At 71.0% G+C, this 23212-nt stretch carries 23 protein-coding genes; 20 read left to right on the top strand and 3 right to left on the bottom strand.

Annotated elements, in window-relative coordinates; translation table 11 throughout:
- The first annotated feature begins 96 nt into the window (after window positions 1-96).
- From acpP to HNQ58_RS05545, 8 genes are all read left to right on the top strand, one after another.
- Entirely contained in the window at window positions 97-336 is a 240-nt protein-coding gene (acpP, locus tag HNQ58_RS05580) for an acyl carrier protein (RefSeq protein ID WP_183947838.1), read from the top strand.
- Window positions 337-457: 121 nt separating this feature from the next.
- Window positions 458-1696, top strand: coding sequence for a beta-ketoacyl-ACP synthase II (fabF, locus tag HNQ58_RS05575; RefSeq protein WP_183947836.1), 1239 nt, complete (start codon window positions 458-460; stop codon window positions 1694-1696).
- A gap of 96 nt (window positions 1697-1792) precedes the next feature.
- The gene (locus tag HNQ58_RS05570; protein ID WP_183947834.1) at window positions 1793-3145 is read left to right on the top strand and encodes an aminodeoxychorismate synthase component I; all 1353 of its coding nucleotides are present in this window, start codon (window positions 1793-1795) and stop codon (window positions 3143-3145) included.
- Window positions 3146-3158: 13 nt separating this feature from the next.
- On the top strand, window positions 3159-3980 hold the full coding sequence (pabC, locus tag HNQ58_RS05565; protein WP_183947832.1) for an aminodeoxychorismate lyase: 822 nt from the start codon (window positions 3159-3161) through the stop codon (window positions 3978-3980).
- A complete protein-coding gene (gene mltG / locus HNQ58_RS05560) occupies window positions 3977-5071 on the top strand; it encodes an endolytic transglycosylase MltG (RefSeq protein ID WP_343057203.1) in 1095 nt (364 codons plus the stop codon). The genes pabC and mltG overlap by 4 nt, the downstream gene beginning before the upstream one ends.
- A complete protein-coding gene (tmk, locus tag HNQ58_RS05555; protein WP_183947830.1) occupies window positions 5068-5694 on the top strand; it encodes a dTMP kinase in 627 nt (208 codons plus the stop codon). The genes mltG and tmk overlap by 4 nt, the downstream gene beginning before the upstream one ends.
- A complete protein-coding gene (locus tag HNQ58_RS05550; RefSeq protein WP_183947828.1) occupies window positions 5691-6674 on the top strand; it encodes a DNA polymerase III subunit delta' in 984 nt (327 codons plus the stop codon). Before tmk ends, HNQ58_RS05550 begins: the two co-directional genes overlap by 4 nt.
- 27 nt (window positions 6675-6701) lie before the next feature.
- Window positions 6702-7058, top strand: a complete 357-nt coding sequence (locus HNQ58_RS05545) for a PilZ domain-containing protein (RefSeq protein WP_221301167.1) — start codon at window positions 6702-6704, stop codon at window positions 7056-7058.
- Between the two features lie 14 nt (window positions 7059-7072).
- On the opposite strand, the gene asd is transcribed toward HNQ58_RS05545, so the two are convergent.
- Both asd and HNQ58_RS05535 read right to left on the bottom strand, forming a co-directional pair.
- The gene (asd, locus tag HNQ58_RS05540) at window positions 7073-7915 is read right to left on the bottom strand and encodes an archaetidylserine decarboxylase (RefSeq protein ID WP_183947826.1); all 843 of its coding nucleotides are present in this window, start codon (window positions 7913-7915) and stop codon (window positions 7073-7075) included.
- Window positions 7912-8556, bottom strand: coding sequence for an SCO family protein (locus HNQ58_RS05535; RefSeq protein WP_183947823.1), 645 nt, complete (start codon window positions 8554-8556; stop codon window positions 7912-7914). The genes asd and HNQ58_RS05535 overlap by 4 nt, the downstream gene beginning before the upstream one ends.
- A gap of 90 nt (window positions 8557-8646) precedes the next feature.
- Between HNQ58_RS05535 and prmB the strand changes: the two genes are divergently transcribed.
- From prmB to HNQ58_RS05480, 11 genes are all read left to right on the top strand, one after another.
- Entirely contained in the window at window positions 8647-9576 is a 930-nt protein-coding gene (gene prmB / locus HNQ58_RS05530) for a 50S ribosomal protein L3 N(5)-glutamine methyltransferase (protein WP_183947822.1), read from the top strand.
- Window positions 9573-10676 carry a chorismate synthase gene (gene aroC, locus HNQ58_RS05525; protein WP_183947820.1) on the top strand — a complete coding sequence of 368 codons (1104 nt, stop codon included), beginning with the start codon at window positions 9573-9575 and terminating at the stop codon, window positions 10674-10676. Before prmB ends, aroC begins: the two co-directional genes overlap by 4 nt.
- A 151-nt stretch (window positions 10677-10827) precedes the next feature.
- On the top strand, window positions 10828-11847 hold the full coding sequence (locus HNQ58_RS05520; RefSeq protein ID WP_183947812.1) for an aspartate-semialdehyde dehydrogenase: 1020 nt from the start codon (window positions 10828-10830) through the stop codon (window positions 11845-11847).
- A gap of 80 nt (window positions 11848-11927) precedes the next feature.
- A complete protein-coding gene (locus tag HNQ58_RS13535) occupies window positions 11928-14264 on the top strand; it encodes a FimV/HubP family polar landmark protein (RefSeq protein ID WP_183947802.1) in 2337 nt (778 codons plus the stop codon).
- A gap of 83 nt (window positions 14265-14347) precedes the next feature.
- Window positions 14348-15115, top strand: coding sequence for a tRNA pseudouridine(38-40) synthase TruA (gene truA, locus HNQ58_RS05510; protein WP_183947800.1), 768 nt, complete (start codon window positions 14348-14350; stop codon window positions 15113-15115).
- A gap of 73 nt (window positions 15116-15188) precedes the next feature.
- Complete coding sequence (locus HNQ58_RS05505) at window positions 15189-15824, top strand: phosphoribosylanthranilate isomerase (protein WP_183947798.1); 636 nt, start codon at window positions 15189-15191, stop codon at window positions 15822-15824.
- The gene (trpB, locus tag HNQ58_RS05500) at window positions 15799-17022 is read left to right on the top strand and encodes a tryptophan synthase subunit beta (protein ID WP_183947796.1); all 1224 of its coding nucleotides are present in this window, start codon (window positions 15799-15801) and stop codon (window positions 17020-17022) included. The genes HNQ58_RS05505 and trpB overlap by 26 nt, the downstream gene beginning before the upstream one ends.
- A gap of 151 nt (window positions 17023-17173) precedes the next feature.
- Complete coding sequence (gene trpA / locus HNQ58_RS05495; protein WP_183947794.1) at window positions 17174-17992, top strand: tryptophan synthase subunit alpha; 819 nt, start codon at window positions 17174-17176, stop codon at window positions 17990-17992.
- Window positions 17993-18087: 95 nt separating this feature from the next.
- On the top strand, window positions 18088-18963 hold the full coding sequence (gene accD, locus HNQ58_RS05490) for an acetyl-CoA carboxylase, carboxyltransferase subunit beta (protein WP_183947793.1): 876 nt from the start codon (window positions 18088-18090) through the stop codon (window positions 18961-18963).
- A 28-nt stretch (window positions 18964-18991) separates the two neighbouring features.
- Window positions 18992-20335 carry a phosphoglucosamine mutase gene (gene glmM, locus HNQ58_RS05485; protein ID WP_183947792.1) on the top strand — a complete coding sequence of 448 codons (1344 nt, stop codon included), beginning with the start codon at window positions 18992-18994 and terminating at the stop codon, window positions 20333-20335.
- A gap of 77 nt (window positions 20336-20412) precedes the next feature.
- Window positions 20413-21351 (top strand): isopenicillin N synthase family oxygenase, encoded by a 939-nt coding sequence (locus tag HNQ58_RS05480; protein ID WP_183947791.1) that lies wholly within the window; start codon window positions 20413-20415, stop codon window positions 21349-21351.
- A gap of 162 nt (window positions 21352-21513) precedes the next feature.
- On the opposite strand, the gene HNQ58_RS05475 is transcribed toward HNQ58_RS05480, so the two are convergent.
- Window positions 21514-22317, bottom strand: a complete 804-nt coding sequence (locus HNQ58_RS05475) for an SDR family NAD(P)-dependent oxidoreductase (RefSeq protein WP_183947790.1) — start codon at window positions 22315-22317, stop codon at window positions 21514-21516.
- Window positions 22318-22446: 129 nt separating this feature from the next.
- On the opposite strand from HNQ58_RS05475, the gene tpiA reads away from it, so the two are divergent.
- On the top strand, window positions 22447-23202 hold the full coding sequence (tpiA, locus tag HNQ58_RS05470) for a triose-phosphate isomerase (RefSeq protein WP_183947789.1): 756 nt from the start codon (window positions 22447-22449) through the stop codon (window positions 23200-23202).
- The last annotated feature ends 10 nt before the right edge of the window (window positions 23203-23212 follow it).

Genomic DNA, 23212 nt, shown 5'->3' with positions numbered 1-23212 from the left:
AATCGGCGCGCGCCGGGGCCCGTCGCGAAGCTGTCTTGGCGCGCGGCAATCCACTACAATGCGCCCGTTTATCCCCCTCGGGAGGTCGAAAAACCCATGAGCACCATCGAAGAGCGCGTCAAGAAGATCGTCGTCGAGCAGCTTGGCGTCAAAGAAGAAGAAGTCACCAACAACGCGTCCTTCGTGGACGACCTCGGCGCCGACTCGCTGGACACCGTCGAGCTGGTGATGGCGCTGGAGGAAGAGTTCGAGTGCGAGATTCCCGACGAGGAAGCCGAGAAGATCACCAGCGTCCAGCAGGCGATCGACTACATCAAGGCGCACGTCAAGAGCTGATCGCCGGCGAGCGATCCACGCAGGGGGCCGCCGACGAGCGGCCCCATGCGTTTGTGGGGCGCGTCGAGCGCCCGAACCGCCAGCGCGGCGAGCCCGCGCGCAGCAAAGCGAGGATTACCGGATGAGCCACCGTCGCGTCGTCGTCACCGGCATGGGCATCGTGTCGCCCGTCGGCAATGATCTGGCCAGCGCCTGGGACAACATCGTCAACGGCCGCTCGGGCATCGGCCCGCTCACCCATTTCGACGCCTCCGCCTTCAGCACCCGCATCGCCGGCGAGGTGCGCAACTTCGATCCGACCGCCTGGATGCCGGCGAAGGACGTCAAGAAGATGGACCCCTTCATCCACTACGGTGTCGCCGCCTCGCTGATGGCGATGCAGGACGCCGGGCTGGAAGTCACCGAGGCCAATGCCGAGCGCATCGGCGTGCTGATCGGGTCGGGCATCGGCGGCATCCTCGGCATCGAGGAGCAGACCGCCAAGTACATCGAGGGCGGGCCGCGCAAGATCTCGCCGTTCTACGTGCCCAGCACCATCATCAACATGCTGCCCGGCCAGATCACGCTGATGAAGGGCATCAAGGGGCCGAACTTCTCGGCGGTCTCGGCCTGCGCGACCTCGAACCACTCGATCGGCATGGCGATGCGGATGATCCAGTACGGCGATGCCGACGTGATGATCGCCGGCGGCGCCGAGCGCGGCTCCTCGCCGACCTCGGTGGGCGGCTTCTGTTCGATGAAGGCGATGTCCACCCGCAACGACGAGCCGACCCGCGCCTCGCGGCCGTGGGACAAGGACCGCGACGGCTTCGTGCTCGGCGACGGTGCCGGCATCCTGGTGCTGGAGGAGTACGAGTACGCCAAGGCCCGCGGCGCACGCATCTACTGCGAGCTGGCCGGCTTCGGCGCCAGCTCCGACGCTTTCCACATGACCGCCCCGAGCGAAAGCGGCGAAGGTCCGGCGCGCTGCATGGCGGCGGCGTTCAAGGACGCCGGCATCACCCCCGAGCAGGTCGACTACCTCAACGCCCACGGCACCTCGACGCCCCTCGGCGACGTGGCCGAGACGCTCGCCATCAAGCGTGCGCTCGGCGAGCACGCCTACCGGACCATGGTCAGCTCGACCAAGTCGATGACCGGCCACCTGCTCGGCGCCGCCGGCGGCGTGGAGGCGATCTTCTCGGTCATGGCCATCCATACCGGGGTCATCCCGCCGACGATCAATCTCGACGAGCCGGGCGAGGGCTGCGACCTCGACTACGTGCCCAACGTGGCGCGCGAGAAGCGCATCGACGTGGCGGTGTCCAACGGCTTCGGCTTCGGTGGCACCAACGGCACGCTGGTGTTCAGGCGGCTGTGATGCGGTCACGGGAACCGGGGGCGGGGAATCGCGAATCGTAGGAGCCGCAGGCGGCATTCCTCGATTCCCTGTTCTCGGCGCCAGGCCGTCGCTTCCATGCTGTCGATCCGGCGACTCGCTCCCGACACCGACCTGCTGGCCCTGCACCGGCTCGCGCCGGCGCGCTACCCGCTGCTGCTGGAGAGCGCGGCGACCGGTACGCCACGGGCGCGCTGGGATGTGCTGCTTGCCACCGAAGGCAGGGGGCTTCGGCTCGATGCCGACGGCGTGACGCGCCGGCTCGATGGCGAGGCGGTGACGGACGACTTCCTCGCCGCGCTCGATGCCGACTTCACCCGCGAGCGCGCGACGGGGGGCCAGACGACGTTGCCGTTTCGCGGCGGCTGGGCGCTGTTCCTTGCCTATGAACTGGCCGCGCAGGTCGAGCCGGTGCTGCGCCTGCCGGCCGCGCCGGGGCCGTTGCCGGTCGCGCTGGCCTTGCGCTGCCCGGCGGCCGTGCTGCGCGATCGTGCGCACGGCGAGGTCATCGCTGTCGCCGAGGCGGGCCATGACGGCTGGCTGGATGCGTTCTCCGCCGATGCCACGGCGAGCGCGGCGCTTGCGCCGGTCCCGGCCTTGCCTGGTGCGATCTTGTCAGAGGATCCGCCGGCGCGCTTCATCGACGGCGTGCGCCGCGTCCTCGATTATCTCGCCGCCGGCGATATCTTCCAGGCCAACCTCTCGCGTGCCTGGCGCGCCCGCTTCGACACGGCTCCCGACCCGGCGGCGCTCTACGATCGCCTGCGCCGCGCCAACCCGGCGCCGTTCGCCGGCCTGCTGGCCTGGGACGGTTGGGCGCTGGCCAGCTCTTCACCCGAGCGGCTGGTGTCGGTGAACGGCGGGCGTATCCAGACGCGGCCGATCGCCGGCACCCGGCCGCGGTTTCCCGGCGACGACGACGCGGCGCGCATCCGCGAACTGGTCGGCCACCCCAAGGAGCGTGCCGAACATGTCATGCTCATCGACCTGGAACGCAACGACCTCGGCCGCGTCTGCACGGCGGGCAGCGTCGAGGTCGACGAGCTGATGACGGTGGAGAGCTACGCCCACGTGCACCACATCGTCTCCAACGTGCGTGGCCGCCTGCGGCCCGGCGTGACGCCGGGGCAGGCGATCCGCGCGGTGTTCCCGGGCGGCACCATCACCGGCTGTCCGAAGGTGCGTTGCATGCAGATCATCGCCGAGCTGGAAGGCGAGGGGCGCGGTCCGTACACCGGCGCCCTCGGCTACCTCAACCGCGACGGCGACATGGACCTGAACATCCTGATCCGCAGCGCCTGGCTGGCCGGCGACGCGCTGCAGTTCCGCACCGGCGCCGGCATCGTCATCGACTCCGATCCCGTGCACGAGCTGGACGAGACGCGGGCCAAGGCGCGCGGCCTGCTGCGTGCGCTGGGCATCGCGGAATGAGGCCACGGTGACGGTGCGCATCCTCCGTGGCGGCCGTGCCGTCGATGCGGTCGATCCCGGCGATCGCGGGCTGGCCTACGGCGATGGCGTGTTCGAGACGATCCTCGTCCATCGTGGCCGACCGGTCTGGTGGGAGGCGCATGCCGCGCGGCTGGCGGCCGGTGCCGTGCGGCTCGGCATCCCGCTGCCGGATGCGGCGCTGCTGCGCGCCGAAGCCGATGCGTGCGTCGCCGGCATCGCGCGTGGCGTGCTCAAGCTGATCCTGACCCGTGGCAGCGGTGGTCGCGGTTATTCGCCGCCGGTCGAGCCGGTGCCGACGATGCTGCTGTCGCTGCATGACGCGCCGCCCGCCGTACCGGCCGGCGGACTCGCGCTGCGCTGGTGCGACACGCCACTGGCGGTCCAGCCGCGTCTGGCCGGCATCAAGCATCTGAATCGTCTCGAACAGGTGCTGGCGCGTGGCGAGTGGCGCGATCCGGACATCCACGAAGGTTTGATGTGCGACACGCAAGGATGGGCGGTCTGCGCCACCGCCGCCAATCTGTTCGTGCGTCTCGACGGCCAGTGGTGGACGCCGCCGGTGGACCGCTGCGGCATCGCCGGCGTCTGCCGGAGCTGGCTGATGGCGCATGCCGATGCCGGTGAGCGCGAACTGTCGCCGGACGAGGTCGAGCGCGCCGAGGCGGTTTTTCTCTGCAACAGCGTGCGCGGTATCCTCCCGGTGGCGCGGCTGGGTGCGCGGCGGTGGCCGCCCGATGCCGCCACATCCGCCCTGATCGAGCGGCTGGCCGCCGCGGAGCCCGCCTTCGCGACCGCCGGCCCGGAGACCGTGTGAACGATTCCAAGCTTTCCGCCTTGTTCCGCTTCGTCGGCATCGTCGTCCTCGTGCTGCTGCTGACCGCGGCTTTCGCCGGCTGGCGGCTGTGGAGCGGCTACACCGCCTTCGCCGACCGGCCGCTGGCGGCGGCCGACACGCCGCGCGTGCTCGACATCGAGCGCGGCGACTCGTTCCGCGACGTGCTGCGGCGGTTGCGCGAGGCCGGCGTCGCCGACGGCCGCGACTGGCAGTGGCAGGCGCTGGCCTGGCAGATGGATGTCGCGCGCAGGCTCAAGGTCGGCGAATACGCGATCGATCCCGGCATCACCCCGCGCGGTCTGCTGCGCAAGCTCGAACAGGGGCGGGTGATCCAGTACCGCTTCACGATCGTGGAGGGCTGGAATTTCCGCGAACTGCGGGCGGCATTGGCGGCCGCGACGGCGTTGACGCACACGCTGGATGGACTGTCCGACGCCGAGGTGATGGCCGCGCTCGGCGAACCCGACACCCACCCGGAGGGGCGCTTCCTGCCCGAGACCTACCATTACACCCGCGGCACGCGCGACGTGGATCTGTTGCGGCGTGCGCGGCAGGCGATGGAGCGCACCCTGGCCGAGGTCTGGGCGGGGCGGCAGGAGGGACTGCCGATCGAGACACCCGAGCAGGCCCTGATCCTGGCCTCGTTGATCGAGAAGGAAACCGGCGCCGCCCACGAGCGGCCGGAGATCGCCGGCGTGTTCGTGCGGCGGTTGCGGATCGGCATGCGGCTGCAGACCGATCCCAGCGTGATCTACGGCATGGGCGACAGCTACCAGGGGCGGATCGGCCGGCGCGGGCTGGATACCGACACGCCCTACAACACCTACACCCGCGACGGCCTGCCGCCGACGCCGATCGCCATGCCCGGCCGCGCCGCGCTGGAGGCGGCGGTGAACCCCAAGCCGGGCGACACGCTGTATTTCGTCAGCCGGGGCGACGGCACCCACCACTTCTCGCGTACGCTGGCCGAACACAACCACGCCGTGGCCCGCTACATCCTCGGTCGCGGCAACACTGACAACGGCAGCAACAACGGCAACGACGGCAACGACGGCAACGGAAGGCAATGACCGGAAAGCTCATCACCATCGAAGGCGGCGAGGGCGCCGGCAAATCCACCGTCATCGCCGGTCTGCGCGCCGCGATCGAGGCGCGCGGACACGAGGTGGTGCTGACCCGCGAGCCCGGTGGCACGCCGGTCGGCGAGGCGATCCGCGCGCTGCTGCTCGACCCCGCACACGCGCTCGCCGCCGAGACCGAGCTGCTGCTGATGTTCGCCGCCCGCGCGCAACTGGTGCGCGAGCTGATCCGGCCGGCGCTGGCGCGCGGCGCCTTCGTCGTCAGCGACCGTTTCACCGACGCCAGCTTCGCCTACCAGGGCGGCGGCCGCGGCATCGACATGGGCCGCATCGCCGAGCTGGAGCGTTGGGCGGCGGGCATCAAACCCGACCTGACCTTCCTGCTCGACCTCGGCGTCGAGCAGGGGCTGGCGCGCGCACGCAGCCGCGGCGGCGAGCCCGACCGCATCGAGCGCGAGCACAATGGTTTCTTCGAGCGCGTGCGCGCCGCCTACCGGGCCCGTGCCGCCGCCGAGCCGCAGCGCTTCCGCGTGATCGATGCCGGCCAGCCGGCGGAGGCCGTCGTCGCGGCGGTCCGCGCCGCGCTGGAGGATTGGATGGAGACGCTGGCGTGAGTGTGCTGGCGCCCTGGCAGCAGCGACCGCTGCAGACCGCACTGGCCGCGCTCATGGCTGGCCGGCTCGGCCATGCCCTGCTGCTGGGCGGAGCGGCGCGACTGGGCAAGCGCGCCGTTGCCGATGCGCTGGCCGCGCGCCTGCTCTGCTCCACACCCGGCGCCGACGGTCTGGCCTGCGGACACTGCCGTGGCTGTCGGTTGCTTGCGGCCGGGACGCATCCGGATTTCCTCGGCATCGGCCTGGAGGTCAACGAGAAGACCGACAAGCTGCGCAGCGAGGTCACCATCGACCAGGTGCGCCGGCTCGGCCGGCAGTTCGCGCTGACGCCCCAGCTCGGCGGCGCCCAGGTCGCCGTGCTGGACCCGGCCGACGCGCTCAACACCAGCGCCTGCAACGCGCTGCTCAAGACCCTGGAAGAGCCCATGCCGGGCCGCTACCTGCTGATGGTCAGTGCCCATCCGGCGCGACTGCCCGCCACGATCCGCAGCCGCTGCCAGCGACTGGAGTTCCGTATCCCGGGCCGCGACGAAGCGCGCCAGTGGCTGCTGGCCGCCGGTCATGCGGCGACGCAGGTCGATGCCGCACTGGAGGCCGCGCACGGCCATCCCGGTCTGGCTGCCGACTGGCTGGCCGACGGTTCGCTGGAGCTGCGCCGCAGCGTGCGTGCCGACCTGGCTGCTCTGGCTGCCGGCAAGGCCGGCGCGCTCGACGTGGCTGCGCGCTGGCTGGCCGACGAGCGCGTCGAGCTGCGGCTGAGCTTCGCTGCCGACACCGCCCGCGATCTGTGCGGCCGCCTGGCCGGCGCCGTGCCGATGGGCGAGGCTGCCGCCTTGACCGCCCGCGCCGATTTCACCAAGCTCAGCGCGTGGTTCGATGCCGCCAACCGCACCCGCGATCTGCTGCGGACCACGGTACGCGCCGACCTGACCCTGGCCGGGTTGCTGCGCGACTGGCGGCTGGCCTTTGCCGGAACCTGAGCGCCGTCGCGGCGCAGGAGTGAGACCATGATCGCGGGAGCGGGCGCACGACAGGGCATCCTGTCCCTGGCCATCAAGGACAAGAGCGCGCTGTACAACGCCTACATGCCGTTCGTGAAGGGCGGCGGCATCTTCGTGCCGACCACCAGGCGCTACGCGCTTGGCGACGAGGTGTTCATCCTGCTCACCCTGATGGAAGAGAAGGATCGCCTGCCGGTGGCCGGCAAGGTGGTCTGGATCACTCCCCCGGGCGCCCAGGGCAACCGCACCGCCGGCATCGGCGTGCAGTTCGCCGATACCGCCGAGGGTGAGGCGGTGCGCAACAAGATCGAGACCCTGCTGGCCGGTACGCTGAACGCCGACAAGCCCACCCACACCATGTGATCGCCTGCAAGGGCTCAGGTCACACGCCCGAGCCGCTCGCCCAACCGCACCGGCTGCTCCGGCCGCAGGCCGGCGTCGAGCTCCGCCACGCCGGGCGGCAGCAGCACGATCACCGTCGAGCCGTAGTTGAAGCGCGCCATCTCGGCGAAACGGGCCAGCGTGATGCCGCGGTCGCGCCAGTCCTTGCGGACGGGGCGGCTGGCATAGGGTGGGATCTCCTCGCCGCTCCAGACCGTCTCCACACCGGACACCAGCATCGCGCCCACCATCACCAGGCACATCGGGCCGAAGCCGGTGTCGAAATGGCATACCAGCCGCTCGTTGCGGGCGAACAGGCGCGGGATGGCGCGCACGCCCCAGGGGGCGACGGTGAACAGCCGGCCGGGCACGTGCAGGGTCTCGACCAGCCGCCCGTCCCAAGGCATGTGCACGCGGTGGTAGTCGCGCGGCGACAGGTAGATGGTGGCGAAGCTGCCCTCGGCATACGGTGCGGCGGCGGCCTCGCTGCCGAGCAGTTCGGCGGCGGTGTAATGGTGACCCTTGGCCTGGAAGATCCGCCCGGCCTCGATGCGGCCGGCTTGGCTGATCCTGCCGTCGGCCGGCATCAGCAGCGCGCGCGGGTCGGCGTCGGGAGTGCGTGCGCCCGGCTTGAGTTCACGGGTGAAGAAGGCATTGAAGTGCGGGTAGCTCGCCGGGTCGGGATTGGCCGCCTCGGCCAGGTTCACGTCGAACTTGCGCACGACCAGGCCGATCAGCCAGTGCTTCCACGGCCGCCAGCGCCAGCGTGCGGCGGCGTAGGCGAGGCGGGAGAGGAGGCGGTGCGGCAGCAGGTATTGCAGCGCGACCTTCGGGCTCATCGGGCGGCCCCGGCCAGCGTGGCCATGTCGTCGCCCAGCTTGGCCGGCGACAGCGGCGGCCGGGCCAGGCCGGCGAAGCGGCCCTGCGGATCGAGCAGGGCGACCTGGGTGCTGTGGTCGACGGTATAGGCTTCGGGGTCGCTGCCGCCGGGCAGTGGCGTCTTCATGAACACCATGCCCAGCGACTTGGCGAAGTGCTCGAGCGTCGGGATGTCGGCGGTCGCCGCCAGTGCGTTCGCGCTGAAATAGCGGGCGTACTCGCCGGCGCGCTCGGGACTGTCGCGCTCGGGGTCGACCGAGACGAACAGGATGCGCGGGCGCGCGTCCTCCGGCAGCGCCGCGCTCCAGCGCTTTTCGGCCTGGCCGAGCTCGGCCAGGGTGGTGGGGCAGACGTCCGGGCAGTGGGTGAAGCCGATGAACACCAGGGTCCAGCGGCCGCGCAGCTGTTCGAGGGTCAGCGGGTTGCCGTCGGCGGCGGTCAGCGAGAACGGCGGGATGTCGCGTGCCTGCGGCAACAGGCGGACGGTTTCCAGCGTCGGGCCGGCATCCGCGCGCGGCCCGGTGAAGGTCTGTGCGGCCCAGAGGCCGAGGCCGGCCGCCAGTGCGGCGACGAGGACGAGAACAGTGGTGCGGTTGAACATGCCGCGTTCGGCCATTTTTCGTAGCGAGGGAGCCGCAAGTATAGCTGCGCGACCGCTATACTCGCGTTCCTTCAGCAGGTTACCACCCGCATGACCGCCGAATCGGCCGCCACCGAGCTGCACACCATCGTCGACTTCATCCGCTACGGCGCCAGCCGCTTCAATGCTGCCGGGCTGACCTTCGGCCACGGCTACGACAATGCGCTGGACGAGGCCACCCAGCTGGTGCTGCACGCCCTGCACCTGCCGCACGACCTCAGTCCGGTCTACGGCCAGGCGCGGCTGACGGCCGAGGAGAAGGCCCGGGTGCTCGGTCTGTTCGCTCGTCGCATCGACGAACGCATCCCGGCCTGCTACCTGACCGGCGAGGCCTGGTTCGCCGGCCTGAGCTTCAAGTCCGATCCGCGTGCACTGGTGCCGCGCTCGCCGATCGCCGAGCTGATCGAGGCCGGCTTCGAGCCCTGGCTGGGCGGGCGCCAGGTGCGGCGCGCGCTGGACATCTGCACCGGCTCGGGCTGCATCGCCATCGCCATGGCGCACTACAACCCGGACTGGCAGGTCGACGGCGTCGACATCAGCGACGAGGCGCTGGCCCTGGCCGCGGAGAACAGGGCGCGGCTGCACGCGGACAACGTGCGCTTGCTCAAGTCCGACCTGCTGTCGGCGCTGGCCGGCGAGGTCTACGACCTGATCGTCAGCAATCCGCCCTATGTCACCCACGCCGAAACCGACGCGCTGCCGCCGGAGTACGCGCACGAGCCCGAACTCGGCCTGCGCGCCGGCGACGACGGTCTGGACCTGGCGCTGAAGATCCTGCGCGATGCCCCGGCGCACCTGAGCGAGCACGGCCTGCTGATCTGCGAGGTCGGCGAGAGCGAACGCGCCCTGGTCGGGCTGTTGCCGGAGGTGCCGTTCGCCTGGGTCGAGTTCAAGGTCGGTCCGATGGGCGTGTTCGTGATCGAGCGCGAGGACCTGCTCGCCCACCATGCGCGCATCAAGGCGCTCGCGGACGCCCGATGAGCGACAACAGCTTCGGCCGTCTGCTGCGCGTCACCACCTTCGGCGAGAGCCACGGGCCGGCGATCGGCTGCGTGATCGACGGCTGCCCGCCGGGACTGGCGCTCGCGGCCGAGGATTTCCGTCGCGACCTCGACCGCCGCGCCAGCGGCCGCTCGCGCCACACCTCGCAGCGGCGCGAGGCCGACGAGGTCGAGATCCTCAGCGGTGTGTACCAGGGCCGTACCACCGGCACGCCGATCGCCCTGCTGGTCCGCAACACCGATGCGCGCAGCAAGGACTACGACCGCATCGCCGACCGGTTCCGCCCCGGTCATGCCGACTACACCTACTGGCAGAAATACGGTATCCGCGACCCGCGCGGGGGTGGGCGCAGCTCGGCGCGTGAGACGACCATGCGGGTGGCGGCCGGGGTGGTCGCGAAGAAATGGCTGGCGGAAAGGTACGGCGTGCGTGTCCGCGGTCACCTCGCCCAGCTCGGTGACCTGGTACCGGACGGTTTCGACTGGGATGCGGTCGAGACCAATCCGTTCTTCTGGCCGCATGCCGCACAGGTGCCGGCGCTGGAGGCCTGCATGGATGCGCTGCGCAAGTCCGGCGACTCGGTCGGCGCGCGCGTGACGGTGGTGGCCGAGGGCGTGCCGCCGGGCTGGGGCGAGCCGGTGTACGGCAAGCTCGACGCCGAGCTTGCCGCCGCGCTGATGTCGATCAATGCCGTCAAGGGCGTGGAGATCGGGGCCGGCTTCGCCTCGGTGACCCAGCGGGGCAGCGAGCACCGCGACGAGATGACGCCGGCAGGCTTCCTGAGCAATCACGCCGGCGGCATCCTCGGCGGCATTTCCACCGGCCAGGCCATCGTCGCCTCGATCGCGTTCAAGCCGACCTCCAGCCTGCGCCTGCCCGGGCGCGGCGTGGACGTTCACGGCCATGCGGTGGAAGTGGTCACCACCGGCCGCCACGACCCCTGTGTCGGCATCCGCGCCACGCCCATCGCCGAGGCGATGGTGGCGCTGGTGCTGATGGATCAGGCGCTGCGCCACCGCGCGCAGTGCGGGGATGTGGGCGAGGTCGTGCCGCGGATTCCGCCGTATCCGGCAGAATGACTCTGTCTGTGTTTCGCGGATGCGGAACTCGGAAATCGGGGCGACGCTCCGCTCTTCGATCGAGTGCGGCCGGACCGCGCGACCGATTCCCGGTTCCCGACTTCCGTTCCTGCCGGCCGGAACCCATCTTCCCCCGACGCGTGAACCTCCAATGAGCAAGACATTCAATGTCGCAGTGGTCGGCGCCACCGGTGCCGTCGGCGAAACCATGCTGAGCATCCTGGCCGAGCGGAAATTCCCGGTCGGCCATCTGGCCGTGCTGGCCAGCGAACGCTCGGCCGGCGAGCAGGTGACGTTCGGTGCGAAGAAACTCACCGTGCAGGATCTGGCCACCTTCGACCCGGCCGGCATCGACATTGCGCTGTTCTCGGCCGGTGGCGCGGTGTCGAAGGCCTATGCGCCGAAGTTCGCCGCCGCCGGCGCGGTGGTGATCGACAACTCCTCGGCCTTCCGCTATGACGACGACGTGCCGCTGGTGGTGGCCGAGGTCAATCCCGAAGCGATGCGAGACCGCCCGCGCGGCATCGTCGCCAACCCCAACTGCTCGACCATGCAGATGCTCGTCGCGTTGGCGCCCATCCATCGCCAGGCGGGCATCGTCCGCATCAACGTCGCCACCTACCAGTCGGTGTCCGGCGCCGGCCGCTCGGCGCTGGAGGAGCTCGGTCGCCAGACCGCGGCGATGCTGAACTTCCAGCAGCACCGGCCGGACCGTTTCCCGGTGCAGATCGCCTTCAACCTGATCCCGCACATCGACGAGTTCATGGACAACGGCTTCACCAAGGAAGAAATGAAGATGGTCTGGGAAACCCGCAAGATCCTCGGCGACGACAGCATCCAGGTGAACCCGACCGCGGTGCGGGTGCCGGTGTTCTACGGGCACTCGGAGGCCGTGCACATCGAGACCCGCGACAAGATCACCGCCGCCGAGGCGCGCGCGCTGCTCGAGCGGGCGCCGGGCGTGGAGGTGGTGGACGAGCGCACGGCCGGCGGTTATCCGACCCCGGTGACCCATGCCGCCGGGACCGATGCGGTCTACGTCGGCCGCATCCGCGAAGATCTCTCGCATCCGCACGGCCTGAACCTGTGGATCGTGGCGGACAACATCCGCAAGGGCGCCGCACTCAACGCCGTGCAGCTGGCCGAGCTCTTGGCCCGGGATGCCGCCTGAGCCTATAGTCCCGTGGACGATTCACGGCCGTCCGCGACAGGCAATGGCCGTCGCAATGCCGATTTCGGGGGAGTAGCCACGTGAGAACCAAGCATCTGCGACTGCCGCTCGCCCTGGCCTTGGCGCTGGGCGCTTCGCATTCCCACGCGCTCGGTCTGGGACAGATCGAGGTCAAGTCCCACCTCAACCAGCCGCTGCAGGCCGAGATCCCGATCATCCAGACGGTGCCGGGCGAGGCCGACAACCTGCTGGTGCGCCTGGCGCCGCCCGACGCGTTCGCCCGCGTCGGTCTGGAGCGGCCGGCCGCACTGGCCGCGAACCTGGAGTTCGCCGTGGGTACCAATGCCCGCGGCGAACGGGTCATCCGGGTGACCACCCGCAACAAGGTCAGCGACCCCTTCGTCACTTTCCTGCTGGAGGTGGACTGGGGGCGTGGCCGTCTGGTGCGCGAGTTCACCGTCCTGCTCGACCCGCCCTACCTGGCCCCGGCCGTGCCGAAGGTGGTGACGCCGGCGACGGTGGCGCCGTCACCGGCCCCGCCTGCCGCCGGCGCGGCTCCATTGCCGGCCCCGGCCCCCGCGCCGGCTGTGCGGGAGCCCGCCGCCGAGCCGTCGCCGCCGGCGCCGGCCGCAGCTCCGGTAGCCCCGGCGCCGGTCGCCGAGTCACGGCCGCCGTCGCCGCCGTCCACGCCTGCGCCTTCGGTGCCTCCCGCCCCGGCACCTGCTCCGGCCGCCGCGCCGGACAGCATCGGCCCGGTGGCCGCCGGCCAGACCTTGTGGGCGATCGCCGAGGCGCACCGCCCGGCTGGCACGTCGGTCAACCAGATGATGCTGGCGATGCTGCGCGCCAATCCGGACGCCTTCATCGACGGCAACATCAACCGTCTCAAGCGTGGCGCGATCCTGCGCATTCCCGGCGCGGGCGAAGTGCAGACGCTCAGTGCCGCCGAGGCGGCGCTGCTGGTGCGCGAGCAGAACGAAGCCTGGCAGCAGGGCCGGCGTGCCCTGCCGCAACCGGCGGAGAGCGTGGCCGCCGCCGCGGCGCCGCGCCGGCCGGCACGCGCGCCGGCCGACGCCCGGCTGGAGATCGTGCCCCCGGTCGGTGATGCGCCGGCGCGCGGCGCGCAGTCCGGCGCCAGCGCCGACGGCGAAGGCACCGCCCTGCGCGCCGAGCTGGGCCAGGCCCGCGAGGAGCTGGCCGCGCGCAGCGCCGAGGTGGCCGAGCTGAAGGCGCGCCTCGACGACCTGGAGCGGATGAGTCGCGACCAGCAGCGCCTGCTGTCGCTCAAGGACAGCGAGCTGGCCGCCCTGCAGCGGCGTCTGGCCGAGCTGGAGGGGCGCGAGCACCAGCCCGCCGCGGCCGACGCGCCGGCCGTCGAGGCGGCCAGCGAGGCGGTGGCCGATGCGGCGGGCGGAGAAACCGGGCCGGAGAGCGCCGAGGCGGTGGCCGCCGCTGGCGAGCCGGCGCCGCCGGCATCGACGCCGGACATGACGCCGCCCGCGCCCGCGCCGGGCCCGACCACGCCGTGGTACCAGCGGCCGTGGGGGCTGGGCGGCATGGCGCTGCTCGCGGTCGGCCTGCTGGCTTGGCTGTTCGGTCGCCGCCGGCAGCCCGCCGAGGCGCCGCCGCGGCGGCACATCGATGTCGGCGCGCTGACGGCCGGCGCGGCCGCGCCACGGGCGACGACGCCAAGGGTCGAGGTCGAGGAACTGGCGGAGACGGAAGCCTTCGACGCCGACGATGGGCAGGCGGAGCGCCAGGACGCGGGACTGGCCGCGTTGGAGTCGGCGGTCGAGTCCGATGCCGGCGACATCGACGCCCATCTCGCCCTGCTGCGCGAGCACCATGCGCGCGGCGACGCGGAGGCTTTCGAGGCGGCTGCGGCGGCGATGCGCGTCCGGCTCGACGACCCGGACGATCCGCGCTGGGACGAGGTCAGGCGGATGGGGCGGGCGCTGTCGCCCGACAGTCCGCTGTTCGCCGAGGAGGGTGACTTCGCCGGATCGCCGGCCGATTCCGACGACTTCATCGAGCGCGACGAGGCGACCGGCGACCTCCTCGCCGAAGGGTCCGGGAGCGGGCCTGCCGAGGACGCGGCGGAAGATCCGTGGAGGGCCGCGTTCGAGGAAGTCGCGGCGGCCCGGAGCGACGCAGCGGAGCCGGAGCCGGCTGAGTCGGTCGTGGACGGAGCGGAGCCGGCGACCGCTGCCGCCGACTTCAGCGGCGAGACCGGCGGCGAGACCGGCGACGAAGGCGAGGGCATCGAGGACGCCGTCGCCACCAAGCTGGAACTGGCCCGCGCCTACCTCGACATCGGCGATGTCGAAGGCGCGCGCGGCATGCTGGAGGAGGTCGCCTTCGAGGGCAACGAGAGGCAGCAGCAGGAGGCCCGCCGCTTGCTGGACGAGATCGGCTGACGGCCGCGGGCCGGCAGCCGGCGACACAGCGGAAGGGCCGGGGCGACCCGGCCCTTCCGGTTTCCGGAGAGACCGACAGCGCCATGCGCATCGCATTGGGAATCGAATACGACGGCACCGGCTTCCAGGGATGGCAGCGGCTCTCGCACGGCGCCTCGCTGCAGGCGGCCGTGGAAGACGCCGTGTCCTTCGTTGCCGACGCGCCAGTCGAGGTGGTCTGCTCGGGTCGTACCGACGCCGGCGTGCACGCGCGCTGCCAGGTCGTGCATTTCGACGCGCCGGTCCGGCGCGATCCGCGCGGCTGGGTGCTGGGCATCACCACGCGCCTGCCGCACTCGATCGTGGTGCTGTGGGCGCGGGAAGTGCCGGACGAATTCCATGCGCGCTACTCCGCCCGGGCGCGCCGTTACCGTTACCGCATCCTCAATCGCCCGGTACGGGCGGCCCTGCAGCGGCAGTTCGTCGCCTGGGAGCGGCTGCCGCTCGATCACGTGGCCATGCACCGCGCCGCCCAGGTGCTGGTCGGCGAGCACGACTTCAGCGCCTTCCGCACCGTGCACTGCCAGGCCAGGCACGCGCGCCGGGACCTGCATGAGATCACGGTTGCCCGCGCGGGCGACGAGGTGGTCATCGAGGTGCAGGCCAACGCCTTCCTGCACCACATGGTGCGCAACATCGTCGGCAGCCTGATCCCGGTCGGTCGTGGCGAGCGGCCTGAATCGTGGATCGCCGAGCTGCTGGCCGGCCGCGACCGCATCGTCGCCGGGCCGACCGCGCCGGCCTCCGGTCTGACCTTTCTCGGGCCGCGCTATCCGCGTCAGTGGGGGCTGCCGGAGGAGGTCTGCCTCTGAGCGCCCAGCCTGGCGGTCGTCACGGGCCGCGCACGGCAGGGGCGTAAGATGGGCGGATCGGAGTGGAACGAACATGCGTACCCGGATCAAATTCTGCGGCCTGACCCGGCCCGGCGATGTCCGGCTGGCCTGCGAGCTGGGCGTGGATGCGGTCGGCCTGGTCTTCGCCGAGGCCAGCCCGCGCCGCCTGACCCTGGAGCAGGCCATGGCCCTGCGCGTGGCGGTGTCGCCGTTCGTCAGCGTGGTCGCGCTGTTCATGGACAATCCGCCGGCCGAGATCGAGCGCGTCGTGCGCACGCTCAAGCCGCAGGTGCTGCAGTTCCACGGTGACGAGCACGAGGTCGAGTGCCGCCGCTGGGGCTTGCCGTTCTTCAAGGTCGTGCCGATGGCCGGCGAAGTGGATGCGCGCGGTCTCGCCGCACGTTACCCTTCCGCCGCAGGTCTGGTTCTGGATGGCCACGCCGCCGGCCAGCCCGGCGGCGGCGGCCGCAGTTTCGACTGGTCCCGGATTCCCGGCGAACTCGCCCGGCCCTGGCTGCTGGCCGGCGGACTGGACGCCGGCAACGTCGGCCGGGCGATCCGCGTCGCACGGCCGTGGGGCGTGGACGTGTCGAGCGGGATCGAGAGCGCGCCGGGTGTCAAGGACGGCGAGAAGATGCGACGTTTCGTGGAAGAGGTCAGGCGTGCAGACGACACTACCGCCGGTTGAGGACTACAGCGCGTTCCCGGATGCGCGCGGACATTTCGGCCCTTACGGCGGCGTCTTCGTCTCCGAGACGCTGATCGAGCCGCTGCGCGAGCTCGATGCCGCCTATCGCCGTTACCGCGACGACCCGGAGTTCCTCGCCGAGCTGCAGCGCGACTACCGTCATTACGTCGGCCGCCCGAGCCCGATCTACGACGCCGAACGGCTGAGCCGTCACGTCGGCGGCGCGCGCATCCTGCTCAAGCGCGAGGATCTCAACCACACCGGCGCGCACAAGATCAACAACACCATCGGCCAGGCGATGCTCGCCAGGCGGATGGGCAAGACCCGCATCATCGCCGAGACCGGCGCCGGCCAGCACGGCGTCGCCAGCGCCACGGTGGCCGCGCGGCTGGGCCTGGAGTGCGTGGTCTACATGGGCGCCACCGACGTCGAGCGGCAGGCGCCGAACGTGTTCCGCATGAAGCTGCTCGGCGCGACGGTCGTGCCGGTGCATTCTGGCAGCAGGACGCTCAAGGACGCGCTCAACGAGGCGATGCGCGACTGGGTCAGCAACGTCCACGACACCTTCTACATCATCGGCACGGTGGCCGGTCCGCACCCGTACCCGATGCTGGTGCGCGACTTCAACGCCGTGGTCGGGCGCGAGGCGCGCGAGCAGATGCTGGCCGAGTACGGCCGTCTGCCGGATGCCGTCACCGCCTGCGTCGGCGGCGGTTCCAACGCGATCGGCATGTTCCATGCCTTCCTCAACGACCGCGGGGTGGCGCTGTACGGCGCCGAAGCGGCAGGCGAGGGCATCACGACCGGCCATCATGCCGCCTCGCTGGCGGCCGGTCGCCCGGGCGTGCTGCACGGCAACCGCACCTACGTGCTCTGCGACGACGACGGGCAGATCGTCGAAACCCACTCGGTCTCGGCCGGCCTGGACTATCCGGGCGTCGGCCCCGAGCACGCCTTCCTCAAGGACACCGGCCGCGCCACCTATGTCGGCATCACCGACGAGGAGGCGATGCAGGCCTTCCACCTGCTCGCCCGCACCGAGGGCATCCTCGCCGCGCTGGAGTCGAGTCACGCCGTCGCCCAGGCGATCAAGCTCGCCCGCGAGCTGCCGAAGGACGCGCTGGTGCTGTGCAACCTGTCCGGGCGCGGCGACAAGGACATCTACACGATCGCGGCGCGCGAAGGCATCGCGCTTTGAGTTCTTGCCACGGATCGACGCGGATGAACACGGATAGAGCCGAAGGATGAATGCATGGACGTACCGACCGGCCCGACATGGCGCAATCCTGGATGCATGATCCAACTGCGTACTCATCCGTGTTCATCCGTGTAGATCCGTGGCAGGAAAAATGACCCGCATCGAATCCCGTTTCGCGCAACTCGCCGCCCATCGCCGCAAGGCGCTGATTCCGTTCATCACCGCCGGCGATCCGTCGCTGGAGGCGACCGTGCCGGTGATGCACGCGCTGGTCGCGGCCGGGGCCGATGTGATCGAGTTGGGCATGCCGTTCTCCGATCCGATGGCCGACGGGCCGGTCATCCAGCGCAGTTCCGAGCGTGCGCTGGCGCGCCGGGCCGGTACCGACTACGTACTCGGTTGCGTGCGCGCCTTCCGCGACACCGATGCCGATACCCCGGTGGTGTTGATGGGCTACCTCAACCCGGTCGAAATGCGCGGCGCCGGGCGCTTCGCCCGCGAAGCCGCGGCGGCCGGTGTGGATGGTGTGCTGCTGGTCGACCTGCCGCCCGAGGAAGCCGGAGACACCCGCGCTGCCTTCAACCGGCACGGCCTGGCGCTGATCGCGCTGGCGTCGCCGACCACCTCGCCGGAGCGGCTGGCGAGGATGGCGCGCGAGGCGCAGGGGTATCTCTACTACGTCAGCTTCGCCGGCGTGACCGGCGCCGACCGGATCGACACCGGCGCGGTGGCCGGTCGGGTGGCCGCACTGCGTGCGCAAGCCGCCGTGCCGGTAGTGGTCGGCTTCGGCGTCAAGGACGCCACCACCGCCGCCGCGCTGGCGCCATGCGCCGACGGCGTGGTGGTCGGCAGCGCACTGGTCGAGCGGCTGGCTGCGGGCGATCCGGCGCAGGCGCCGGCGCGGGCGCGCGACTTCCTCGCCCCCCTGCGGGCCGCGCTCGACGATGTCGCCGCCGGCCGGCTGACGTAAACTGCCGGTTTGGCCGGTCGTGCCGCGCCCTCCGGCGCCGGCGCCCGGATCGAGGACATCGCCATGACATTCGAGCTCTTGAACGAGGCCGCATCGTGAGCTGGCTGCAGAAACTCATGCCGTCGCGCATCCGCACCCAGACCGGTAACAAGCGAGGGGTTCCGGAAGGGCTGTGGGAGAAATGCGAGAAGTGTTCGGCCGTGCTCTACCGGCCGGAGCTGGAGCGCAACCTGGAGGTCTGCCCCAAGTGCGGCCACCACCATTACATCGGCGCGCGTGCGCGGCTGGCCGCCTTCCTCGACGAGGGCAGCGCGACCGAACTCGACGCCGACCTGGCGCCGACCGACCCGCTGAAGTTCCGCGACACCAAGAAGTACCCCGACCGCATCAAGGCCGCGCAGAAGCAGACCGGCGAGAAGGACGCGCTGATCTCGATGGAGGGGCGTCTGAAGGGCATGCCGGTGGTCGCGGCGGCCTTCGAGTTCAAGTACATGGGCGGCTCGATGGGGTCGGTGGTGGGCGAAAAGTTCGCCCGTGCCGCCGAGCGCGCGCTGGCGCTGCGCTGTCCGCTGGTGTGCTTCTCGGCGACCGGCGGCGCGCGCATGCAGGAGAGCCTGTTCTCGCTGATGCAGATGGCCAAGACCGCCGCGGCGCTCGGGCGCATGCGCGCCGCCGGCCTGCCGTTCATCTCGGTGCTGACCCATCCGACCACCGGCGGCGTGTCCGCCAGCCTGGGCATGCTTGGCGACATCAATGTCGGCGAGCCGCAGGCGCTGATCGGCTTCGCCGGCCCGCGGGTGATCCAGCAGACCGTGCGCGAGACGCTGCCGGAGGGGTTCCAGCGCTCGGAGTTCCTGCTGGAGCACGGTGCCATCGACCTGATCGTCGATCGCCGCGAGATGCGCGACAAGCTGGCCGCGCTGCTGGCCATCCTCACCCGCCGGCCGGCGCCGGCCGCTTCTGCGGCCTGATCCGCGACAGCAGGGACGAGACGATTCCATGCGCGAGCGCAAGTATTTCGGCACCGACGGCATCCGTGGCCGGGTCGGCGAGGGCCCGATCTCGGCCGACTTCGTGCTGCGGCTGGGCAACGCGCTCGGTCGCGTGCTGGCCGCCGCCGGTCGCGACCAGCCGGTGGTGGTGATCGGCAAGGACACCCGCATTTCCGGCTACATGTTCGAGTCAGCGCTGGAGGCCGGGCTGGTCGCGGCCGGCGCCAACGTCAGGCTGCTCGGGCCGATGCCGACCCCGGCCGTGGCCTATCTCACGCGTTCGCTGCGGGCCGATGCCGGCATCGTCATCAGCGCCTCGCACAATCCGCATCACGACAACGGCATCAAGTTCTTCTCCGCCCACGGCGAGAAGCTCGACGATGCGACCGAGGCGGCGATCGAGGCCGCGCTCGATGCGCCGTTCGCCACGGTCGCCTCCGAGGCGCTGGGCAAGGCGCTGCGCGTGCCCGATGCCGCCGCACGCTACGCGGAGTTCTGCAAGTCGACCGTGCCCGAGGAGTTCCATCTGCGCGGCCTGAAACTGGCGCTGGACTGCGCGCACGGCGCCACCTACGGTATCGCGCCCCGGCTGTTCGCCGAGCTCGGCGCGGAGGTGAGCGCCATCGGTGCCGCGCCCGACGGGCTCAACATCAACCGTGACGTCGGCTCCACCCACATCCAGGCGCTGTCGCGGCATGTGCTCGACAGCGGCGCCGAACTGGGCATCGCCTTCGACGGCGACGGCGACCGCGTGCAGATGGTCGATCATCTCGGCTCGCCGGTGGATGGCGACGACCTGCTCTACGTACTGGCCATGGACTGGCAGGCCAGTGGACGCCTGCGCGGCCCGGTGGTGGGGACGCTGATGACCAACTTCGGCCTGGAGCAGGCCTTGACCGCCGCCGGCATCGGCCTGGTCCGCGCCAAGGTCGGCGACCGCTACGTGCACCAGCAGCTTCTGGCCCATGACGGCGTGCTCGGCGGCGAGACCTCCGGCCACCTGCTGTGCCTGGATCGCGCCAGCACCGGTGACGGGATCGTCAGCGCGCTGCAGGTGCTGGAAGTCTTGCGCCGCCGTGGCCTGCGCCTTCGCGATGCCTTGCAGGACCTGCGCAAGGTGCCGCAGAAGACGGTCAATGTGCGCGTGGTGCCGGGCACCCGGCCGGTCGATTCGGCCGTCGTGCAGGCCGAGCTCTCCCATGCCCGCGACCGGCTGGCCGGGCAGGGCCGGGTGGTGCTGCGGCCTTCCGGCACCGAGCCGGTGGTGCGGGTCACCGTCGAGGCCGCCGACGAGGCCCTGCTGGAAGAGACCCTGCAGCGGCTGGCGAAGGCCGTGGCGGCAGCGGCCTGATGGCGATCGAGCCAAAATCCCCTTTCCAGAACCAGACTTGCCGCCGGATTTCCGGCGGCTCCGACAGAAGACAGCCCGTGAACACGACCATCCCGACACTCGACATCCGCCGTTTCGACAGTGACCGTCAGGCCTTCGTCGCCGAGCTGGGCGCCGCCTACCGCGAATGGGGCTTCTGCGGCATCCGCGGCCACGGCATCCCGCAGACCCTGATCGACGATGCCTACGACGCCTTTCGGCGTTTCTTCGCGCTGCCGACCGAGACCAAGATGAAGTACCACCTGCCGGGCAGCGGCGGCGCGCGCGGCTATACGCCCTTCGGCGTGGAGACAGCCAAGGACTCGCAGTACCCCGACCTCAAGGAGTTCTGGCACATCGGCCGGGAGATCCCGCGCGATTCGAAGTATGCGTCGGTGATGCCGCCCAATCTGTGGCCCGAGGAAGTGCCTGGTTTCCGCGAATACGGCTACGCGCTGTACGAGGCGCTGGATGCGCTCGGCTCGCGCGTGCTCGCCGCACTGGCCCTGCACATCGGCCTGCCGGAGGATTTTTTCGCCGACAAGACCCAATTCGGCAACTCGATCCTGCGTCCGATCCACTACCCGCCGATCACCACGCCCGACATTCCCAACGTCCGCGCTGGCGCGCACGAGGACATCAACTTCATCACACTGCTGGTCGGCGCCAGCGCCGAGGGGCTGGAAGTGCTCTCGCGCAAGGGCGAGTGGATCCCCTTCACTGCCGATGCCGACACCATCGTGGTCAACATCGGCGACATGCTGCAGCGTCTGACCAACCACGTGTATCCGTCGACCACCCACCGGGTGGTCAACCCGCCCGGCGAGAAGGCGCGCCAGCCGCGCTACTCCACGCCGTTCTTCCTGCACCCGAACCCGGACTTCCTGATCCGGACGCTGCCGCAGTGCGTCTCGGCCGACAATCCGGACCGCTACCCGACGCCGATCACCTCGCACGACTACCTAGAAGAGCGGCTGCGCGAGATCAGGCTCAAGTAAGAGCGGGGACCCGGGGCACGGGGCCGGAGGCCCGGGAATTGCCTGGAGCGGGCGCGGGAGGGACGCGCGAGCCGTCGCACTCGCAGCAGCCGTCATCCCGGCTTGTGCCGGGGTGGCGATGTCTTGATGCGATTCCCCGGCCCCGGCCCCGAGCCCCGGCCCTCATTCTGCGTCCCGAAAATCCTTCGCCCGCGCCGCCACGATCCGGTGCATCAGTGCGTCGGGCAACAGCTTGGCCATCTGCCGGATCAGCTTGTAGCGCCAGCCCGGCACGCACAGCACCCGTCCGGCCTCGACCGCATCCACGCCGGCGCGGGCCACCTGGGCCGCGTCCAGCCACATGCCCGGCGACATCCGCGAGACGCGGTCGCGGGTGCCGGTGACGTCATGGAATTCGGTCAGGGTGAAGCCCGGGCACAGCGCGGTGACGTGTACGCCGCGCGGCCGGCTTTCCTGCGCCAGGGCCTCGCTGAACTTGATCATCCAGGCCTTGCTCGCGCCGTACAGTGTGTGGCCGGCGGAGGCCGGCACCAGGCCCGCCATCGAGGCGACGTTGAGGATGCGGCCATGGCCGGCGGCCTCCATCGACGGCAGGAAGCGGTGGGTCAGCTCGGCGACGGCGGTGAGCATCACCTGCAGGAAGCGCGCATGGGTGTCCCAGTCGGCCGAGAGGTAGCGGCCGGGCACGCCATAGCCGGCATTGTTGACCAGCGTGGCGACGAACAGTCCCCGTCGCTGCGCTTCCGCAAACAGCGCCGAGGGCGTGGCGGGGTCGGCCAGGTCGGCCGCGATGATTTCGACCGGCACCTGCGCGGACAACTCGTCGGCCAGCGCCTGCAGCCGGTCGACGCGGCGCGCGGTCAGTACCAGCGGCCGGCCGCGGCGCGCGTATTCGCGGGCCAGGGCGGCGCCGATGCCGCTGGAGGCGCCGGTGATCAGGGTGTGGCCGGGCGGGGTCGTGGTCATGCGGGAATCTCGTCGCGATCGGGTCGCGACAGCCTCACGGAGCGTCCCGCTTGACGCAAGTCATGCGCCTCGCCTTGGCTGGCCGGAGACGGCCGGCTATCCTTCCGCGCTTTCAGGAAGGAGTCCCCCATGCGTGCACGCATCGTGGCCGGCAACTGGAAACTGCACGGTGACCGTGCCTTCGCCCGCGAATTGCTCGATGCGGTGGTGGCCGGGCCGCGGCCGGCCGGCGTCGAGCTGGTGGTCTGCCCGCCGCTGCCCTATCTGGCCGAGCTGATCGCCGCCTACGGCGGGCGTGGGCTGGCGTTCGGGGCCCAGGACGTGGACGTCAACGAGCAGGGGGCCTACACCGGCGAGGTGTCGGCACGGATGCTGGCCGACATCGGCTGCCGTTACGTGCTGGTGGGCCACTCCGAGCGTCGCCAGTATCATGCCGAGAGCAGTCGCCGGGTGGCCGAGAAGTTCATCGCCGCCAAGCGGGCCGGCCTGATCCCGGTGCTCTGCGTCGGCGAGACCCTGGCGCAGCGCGAGGCAGGGGAGACCGAGCGGATCATCCGCGGGCAGTTCGAGCCGCTGTTCGAACTCGGCGGCGCCGGGGTCCTCGCCGACGCCGTGGTGGCCTACGAGCCGGTGTGGGCGATCGGCACCGGCAGGACCGCGTCCCCGCAGCAGGCGCAGGACGTGCATGCCTTCATCCGTGGCGAAGTCGCGGCGAGGGATGCTAACATTGCCGGCTCGCTGCCCATCCTGTACGGGGGGAGCGTCAAGCCCGCCAACGCCGCCGAGCTGTTCGCCCAGCCGGACGTCGATGGCGGCCTGGTCGGGGGAGCCTCCCTCGTTGCGAACGATTTCCTGGCCATCGCCGCGGCCGCGGCGCCGGCCTGAGCCGATACGA

It is taken from the genome of Rehaibacterium terrae, assembly GCF_014202935.1.
Taxonomy (GTDB): Bacteria; Pseudomonadota; Gammaproteobacteria; order Xanthomonadales; family Xanthomonadaceae; genus Rehaibacterium; species Rehaibacterium terrae.
The sequence above is the reverse complement of the archived record's forward strand: the minus strand, read 5'-3'. Positions and strand labels throughout refer to the sequence as shown.

Bases quoted from the DNA above. Each gene is read 5' to 3' on its own strand.
- aroC (WP_183947820.1), top strand. From the start codon at position 9,573: ATGAGCGACAACAGCTTCGGCCGTCTGCTGCGCGTCACCACCTTCGGC.
- acpP (WP_183947838.1), top strand. From the start codon at position 97: ATGAGCACCATCGAAGAGCGCGTCAAGAAGATCGTCGTCGAGCAGCTT.
- HNQ58_RS05570 (WP_183947834.1), top strand. From the start codon at position 1,793: ATGCTGTCGATCCGGCGACTCGCTCCCGACACCGACCTGCTGGCCCTG.
- HNQ58_RS05535 (WP_183947823.1), bottom strand. From the start codon at position 8,556: ATGTTCAACCGCACCACTGTTCTCGTCCTCGTCGCCGCACTGGCGGCC.
- truA (WP_183947800.1), top strand. From the start codon at position 14,348: ATGCGCATCGCATTGGGAATCGAATACGACGGCACCGGCTTCCAGGGA.
- tmk (WP_183947830.1), top strand. From the start codon at position 5,068: ATGACCGGAAAGCTCATCACCATCGAAGGCGGCGAGGGCGCCGGCAAA.
- asd (WP_183947826.1), bottom strand. From the start codon at position 7,915: ATGAGCCCGAAGGTCGCGCTGCAATACCTGCTGCCGCACCGCCTCCTC.
- fabF (WP_183947836.1), top strand. From the start codon at position 458: ATGAGCCACCGTCGCGTCGTCGTCACCGGCATGGGCATCGTGTCGCCC.
- glmM (WP_183947792.1), top strand. From the start codon at position 18,992: ATGCGCGAGCGCAAGTATTTCGGCACCGACGGCATCCGTGGCCGGGTC.
- HNQ58_RS05475 (WP_183947790.1), bottom strand. From the start codon at position 22,317: ATGACCACGACCCCGCCCGGCCACACCCTGATCACCGGCGCCTCCAGC.
- HNQ58_RS05545 (WP_221301167.1), top strand. From the start codon at position 6,702: ATGATCGCGGGAGCGGGCGCACGACAGGGCATCCTGTCCCTGGCCATC.
- HNQ58_RS05520 (WP_183947812.1), top strand. From the start codon at position 10,828: ATGAGCAAGACATTCAATGTCGCAGTGGTCGGCGCCACCGGTGCCGTC.
- HNQ58_RS05505 (WP_183947798.1), top strand. From the start codon at position 15,189: ATGCGTACCCGGATCAAATTCTGCGGCCTGACCCGGCCCGGCGATGTC.
- prmB (WP_183947822.1), top strand. From the start codon at position 8,647: ATGACCGCCGAATCGGCCGCCACCGAGCTGCACACCATCGTCGACTTC.
- trpA (WP_183947794.1), top strand. From the start codon at position 17,174: ATGACCCGCATCGAATCCCGTTTCGCGCAACTCGCCGCCCATCGCCGC.
- tpiA (WP_183947789.1), top strand. From the start codon at position 22,447: ATGCGTGCACGCATCGTGGCCGGCAACTGGAAACTGCACGGTGACCGT.